The organism is Streptomyces sp. S6 (assembly GCF_054880855.1).
Genome location: NZ_JBTYMC010000456.1, coordinates 1 through 3,884 on the forward strand (window position 1 = coordinate 1; position 3,884 = coordinate 3,884).

4 protein-coding genes are annotated in these 3,884 nt (G+C 73.8%); all 4 read left to right on the forward strand.

Going from position 1 to position 3,884, the window contains the following annotated elements:
• Nucleotides 1-1,285: L-aspartate oxidase (locus tag ACVNF4_RS33480; protein WP_461806634.1), on the forward strand; the 1,285-nt coding region annotated here is incomplete at its 5' end.
• A complete protein-coding gene (gene nadC, locus ACVNF4_RS33485; RefSeq protein WP_461806635.1) occupies nt 1,282-2,277 on the forward strand; it encodes a carboxylating nicotinate-nucleotide diphosphorylase in 996 nt (331 codons plus the stop codon). The genes ACVNF4_RS33480 and nadC, both read left to right, overlap by 4 nt.
• Nucleotides 2,278-2,281: 4 nt before the next feature.
• Nucleotides 2,282-3,079 carry a type III pantothenate kinase gene (locus ACVNF4_RS33490; RefSeq protein WP_461806636.1) on the forward strand — a complete coding sequence of 266 codons (798 nt, stop codon included), beginning with the start codon at nt 2,282-2,284 and terminating at the stop codon, nt 3,077-3,079.
• Between the two features lie 162 nt (nt 3,080-3,241).
• The coding region (locus ACVNF4_RS33495) for a hypothetical protein (protein ID WP_461806637.1) at nt 3,242-3,884 on the forward strand (643 nt) is incomplete at its 3' end.

The following is a 3,884-nucleotide window of genomic DNA, read 5'->3' on the forward strand; positions in this document are numbered from 1 at the left end:
GGGCGGGGACGCGACCGGCGCGGAGATCTCCCGCGCGCTGGTCGAGGCCGTCCGCGCGCGCGGGGTGCGCACCGTCGAGAACGCGCTCGTCCTGGACCTCCTGACGGACGCCGAGGGCCGCACGGCCGGTGTCACCCTGCACGTGATGGGAGAGGGCCAGCACGACGGCGTGGGGGCCGTCCACGCGCCCGCCGTCGTCCTCGCGACCGGCGGCATGGGCCAGGTGTTCTCCGCGACCACCAACCCGTCCGTGTCGACCGGCGACGGCGTCGCGCTCGCCCTGCGCGCGGGCGCCGAGGTCAGCGACATGGAGTTCGTCCAGTTCCACCCGACCGTGCTGTTCCTCGGCGCCGACGCCGAGGGCCAGCAGCCGCTGGTCTCCGAGGCGGTACGCGGCGAGGGCGCGTACCTGGTCGATGCGGACGGCGTGCGCTTCATGGCCGGCCGGCACGAACTGGCCGAGCTGGCACCCCGGGACATCGTCGCCAAGGGCATCATGCGGCGCATGCAGGAGCAGGGCGCCGAGCACATGTACCTCGACGCCCGGCACTTCGGCGCCGACATGTGGGAGCACCGCTTCCCGACGATCCTCGCCGCCTGCCGCGCGCACGGCATCGACCCCGTCCAGGAGCCGATTCCGGTCGCCCCGGCCGCCCACTACGCCTCCGGGGGCGTCCGCACGGACGCCCGGGGCCGGACGACCGTACCCGGCCTGTACGCGTGCGGGGAGGCCGCCTGCACGGGCGTCCACGGCGCGAACCGGCTTGCCTCGAACTCCCTCCTGGAGGGCCTCGTCTACGCCGAGCGGATCGCCGCCGACATCGCGGAGACCGGCCTCCCCGCGCGCGTGCCCGCGCCGGTCGACGTTCCGCAGACCCCCGAGCACCCCCTCCTCGCCCCCGAGGAGCGGTTCGCGATCCAGCGGATCATGACCGACGGCGCCGGCGTCCTGCGCTCCGCCGCCTCCCTCGAACAGGCCGCCGACCGGCTCGACGCGCTCGACGCGCACGCGCGGGGCGCCCTCGACGAGAACGGCAAGACCGCCGAACCCGGCGTCGACACGTGGGAGGCCACCAACCTCCTGTGCGTGGCCCGCGTCCTGGTCGCCGCCGCCCGCGTACGCGAGGAGACCCGCGGCTGCCACTGGCGCGAGGACCACGCCGACCGCGACGACGACACCTGGCGCCGCCACATCGTCGTCCGCCTCGACCCGGACCGTTCGCTCGCCGTGCTGCCCACGGACACCGCGGACTTCCCCCCGACCCAGCGCACCCAGGAGCAGTGACCGAAGTGAGCAACGACCTTCCCCTCGTGGACGACGGCGTCGAGAGCGGCGGCTGCGGCGACGGCTGCGCGTGCGGAGCCGAGGGCGACGCCGAGTACCTGGAGTGCGGGCTCGACCCGGCGCTCGCCGGACTCCTCGCCGACGCGGGGCTCGACCCCGTCGAGGTCGAGGACATCGCGAACGTGGCGGTCCAGGAGGACCTCGCGCACGGCGTGGACGTCACGACCGTCGCGACGATCCCCGAGGACGCCGTCTCCACCGCCGACTTCGTCGCGCGCGAGGCGGGCGTCGTCGCGGGCCTCAGGGTCGCCGAGGCGGTCGTCTCGATCGTCTGCACCGACGAGTTCGAGGTCGAGCGGCACGTCGAGGACGGCGACCGCGTCGAGGCCGGGCAGACCCTCCTGTCGGTCACTTCCCGCACCCGCGACCTCCTCACCGCCGAGCGCAGCGCCCTCAACCTGCTGTGCCGGCTCTCCGGGATCGCGACCGCCACGCGCGCGTGGGCGGACGCCCTGGACGGCACACAGGCGCGTGTGCGCGACACCCGCAAGACGACACCGGGGCTGCGGTCCCTGGAGAAGTTCGCCGTGCGCTGCGGCGGGGGCGTCAACCACCGCATGTCGCTCTCCGACGCGGCCCTCGTCAAGGACAACCACGTGGTCGCCGCCGGGGGCGTGTCCCAGGCGTTCAAGGCCGTCCGCGAGGCGTTCCCGGACGTCCCCGTCGAGGTCGAGGTCGACACCCTCCACCAGCTCCGCGAGGTCGTCGACGCGGGCGCCGACCTGATCCTGCTCGACAACTTCACGCCCGGGGAGTGCGAGGAGGCCGTCGGGATCGTCGGCGGGCGCGCGCTGCTTGAGGCGTCCGGGCGGCTCACGCTCGACAACGCGCGCGCGTACGCCGACACCGGGGTCGACTTCCTCGCCGTCGGCGCGCTCACCCACTCCTCGCCGATCCTCGACATCGGCCTCGACCTGCGTGAGGCGGAGTGAACCGATGCTTCTGACGATCGACGTCGGCAACACGCACACCACCCTCGGGCTGTTCGACGGGGCGGACATCGTCGAGCACTGGCGCATCTCCACGGACGCGCGCCGGACCGCCGACGAACTCGCGGTGCTGCTCCAGGGGCTGATGGGCATGCACCCGCTCCTCGGGATGGAGCTGGGCGAGGGCATCGACGGGATCGCCATCTGCGCCACCGTCCCCTCGGTGCTGCACGAACTCCGTGAGGTGACCCGCCGCTACTACGGCGACGTCCCGGCCGTCCTCGTCGAACCCGGCGTCAAGACCGGCGTCCCGATCCTCACCGACAACCCCAAGGAGGTCGGCGCCGACCGCATCATCAACGCCGTCGCCGCCGTGGAGCTGTACGGGGGGCCCGCCGTCGTCGTCGACTTCGGGACGGCGACCACGTTCGACGCGGTCTCCGCGCGCGGGGAGTACGTCGGCGGGGTCATCGCCCCCGGCATCGAGATCTCCGTCGAGGCGCTCGGCGTCAAGGGGGCGCAGCTACGCAAGATCGAGCTCGCCCGGCCGCGCAGCGTCATCGGCAAGAACACCGTCGAGGCCATGCAGTCCGGGATCGTCTTCGGGTTCGCCGGGCAGGTCGACGGGGTCGTCCAGCGCATGGTCCGCGAACTCGCGGCCGATCCGGACGACGTGACGGTCATCGCGACCGGGGGGCTGGCTCCGACCGTCCTCGGCGAGGCGTCGGTGATCGACGAGCACGAGCCGTGGCTGACGCTGATCGGGCTTCGGCTGGTGTACGAGCGGAACGTCTCGCGGATGTGAGGGGGCTCCCGCCGGACGCCACGCGCGCCTGCACGCGGGAGCCGGCGGGTCGGGTACGCGCGTGGGGGGAAAGGCGGGCGCCACGCGCGAGGGTTGTGTCGAATTTGTCTGATTAGCGCGTATCGTCGCCACATGCCCACGCCATACGGATCCCGCGGCGGCATGGCGTTCGGTGCGGAGGAGCTGCGTGTGCTCCGTCGCGCTCTCGCCCTCGCCCTTCACCCCGGTCCCGCCTCGGCAGAGGACATCCAGGACTGTCATCGGCTGGCGACGTCTCTCGACGAGGCGCTGCGCGAGGCCGCTCGGTTGCGGACGTTCCTGGTGGCCGACCTCGCGCGGTACCGGGCGGCCCTGCCCGGCACCGCCGCCGGGTACCTGACGCTTCTGGAGGAGGTGCTGGGTACCGGGTACCGCCCCGACCCGGACGACCTCGCCGCTCTGCGGGCCCTGCGGGGCAACCCGCTCGCCGCGACCCTCCTGAGCCGCTGCCAGGTACTGGCCGAGCAGGACGTCCGCAGCCGCCTGGCCCGCCGGACCACCCGCCATGCCGTCCCCGCGCCCCTCACGCCGATCCCCGCGGTCCCGCCCTCCCGCACCCGCCTGCTGGCTCTCCCGGGCGGCCTGTCGCCCGACGGCGGCTTCGAGGAGGCCGAGGGGGACGAGCCGGCGGCCCCGCAGAAGCGTCCGGAGCCCTGTGTCGTCGAGGTGCCGGCTCAGGTGACGGCGGCTCCTGCCGTCGTCGAGGAGAAGCGGCAGCCTGTGCTCGTGGGGTACGGGGTGGCGGCGTCGTCCACGAAGCGGCGGC

What these genes read in the sequence shown, in the direction of transcription:
- ACVNF4_RS33490 (WP_461806636.1), top strand. Translation starts at nt 2,282, where the DNA reads ATGCTTCTGACGATCGACGTCGGCAACACGCACACCACCCTCGGGCTG.